Origin of the sequence: Oscillibacter sp. UBA6647 (assembly GCA_002455655.1) — a bacterium.
GTDB lineage: Bacteria > Bacillota > Clostridia > Oscillospirales > Oscillospiraceae > Oscillibacter.
Map to the genome: position 1 here is coordinate 866 of DKLF01000095.1, position 1,927 is coordinate 2,792.

A 1,927-nucleotide genomic window follows, 5' to 3' on the forward strand; every position below is an offset into this window, starting at 1 on the left:
CCGAGGGCTCCACGGATTCTGTGATCACCTTGGTAACTGAAGATGGAAAGCAGTATAAGCGCTGCGCTGACGGCGATATTTTGCGTCCCCTGTTTGCCATCATGAACCCCGAGCTGATGGTGTCCCTGCCACCCTATCAGACTGCCAGCGGCATTGCCGACATTATGGCTCACTGCATGGAGCGCTACTTCACCCACAGCAAGGATGTGGAGCTGACCGATCGTCTGCTGGAGGCTGTGATGCTGACCATGATTAAAGAGGGCAGGCGCGTGATGGCTGATCCCAACGACTACGAGGCCCGGGCCAATATCATGTGGGCCGCCATGATTGCGCAGAATAACTCCACCGGCGTGGGGCGCGCTCAGGACTGGGGCACCCATCATATGGACAACGAGCTTGGCATTCTGTACGGCTGCTCCCACGGTGCCGGTCTGGCGCTGCTGTTCCCCTATTGGATGGAATATGCCATGAAGACGCAGGGGACCGACCGGTTTGTCCTGTTTGCCACTCGCGTATGGGGCTGCCAGCTAAATCTGGAGGACCCCGCTGTGACGGCAATGGAGGGAATCAAGGCGTTCCGGAACTTTATGAGGGACATCGGCATGCCTGCCACCATCGGCGAACTGGGTGGCAAGCCCGAGGACATCCCCACCATGGTGGAAAATATGTTCCACGGTGCGCCCAACCACGGAAACTTTGTGAAGCTTACCCGGGAGATTGCCGCGGAAATTTATCGTATGGCAATGTAACGGGAAGACCCGGACAGTATACGACGGAACGCGTCCCCGAAGGTTTTCCTTTCGGGGACGCGGGCATTCCGGGACTTGAGCAGGTACGGCTGGTTTTGTTCGCTGGATAAAAACAAAATCAAGGAAGGCTGAAGCGGGATGAAAAGAGAGAAAACGGGAAAAAGCGCCGAAAAAACGCGTTATACCAGTTTAAAGCGAAAGCTGATTATTATTTTTACAGTTGTCATCGCAATTCCGTTTTTGGCAATGGCACTGTATGTGCTGCCAAACCAAATTCGAGCGCAGTATATAGAGTCCAGTGGTCAGCAGCTAAAACTGGCAGATGAGAATATGAAGACATTTCTTGCGGAGGTCCAGTACAATGTAAACTATTTGGCCCCTGCAAGTTTGCTGAAATCAGCCGCCGGGCAGCTCACAAGCTATGCTGATCGGGGAGAAGCAGACGACAGGGTTGTTCGCTCTGCCATGGCCGGGGGCATCGAGCAGGAGATATTTGAGACATATGATTCCTTTCGGCTCGCGCACCCCTATATTGAATGGGTATATCTCGGGCTGGAAAGCAAAGAATTCATTCAGACCCCGGGGGAGACGACGCTGGCAGCCCACTACGATCCGACAACGCGGCCGTTTTATCTGGAGGCGGTTAAGGGCAAGGGTGAATTTGTTTTAGAGCCTTATGAGTACGATGGGAGCGTTTTGCTTGAGGTTGCAAAAGCCATTTATGACGGAGATCGGCTTCTCGGCGTCGGCGGAATGGACGTCAGCCTTGACTCTATGACAGAAATGCTGAATCAAATCAGAATCGGCAAAAACGGATATCTGATTCTTCTTCATCAGAACGGAACCATCATTTCTCATGCCGCCGACACCAGCTTCAACATGAGAAGCATCGAGGAGCTGGAAATTGCGGGAATGGGGAGCATTGAGGAAGTGAGCGACGGGGCGAAGAGGACGTCGTTTCAGGGAGAACAATACCTGACCAATGTATACACATCGCCGTCAACCGGCTGGAAGGTGATCGCAATGGTCCCCCAGAAGGAGATTTTCAGCGCTATTTTTAACGTTTGGATTCTGATATTGCTGCTGGCCGCTCTGACCTATGGCATAGGGCTGATTCTGGTCGTCAGATTTACGGACGCCATTCAAATTCCCATTCGAAAGCTGAGTCGGCGGCTGGA

The 1,927-nt window shown here is 53.0% G+C and carries 1 protein-coding gene and 1 pseudogene; both read left to right on the top strand.

Translation table 11 applies throughout. From position 1 onward, the window contains the following. A pseudogene (locus B2W96_RS06715) lies at nt 1-749 on the top strand (NADH-dependent alcohol dehydrogenase); the annotation flags it as partial. 138 nt (nt 750-887) lie between these two features. Next, a partial coding sequence (locus tag B2W96_RS06720) for a cache domain-containing protein (RefSeq protein WP_293009516.1) occupies nt 888-1,927 on the top strand: 1,040 nt, incomplete at its 3' end.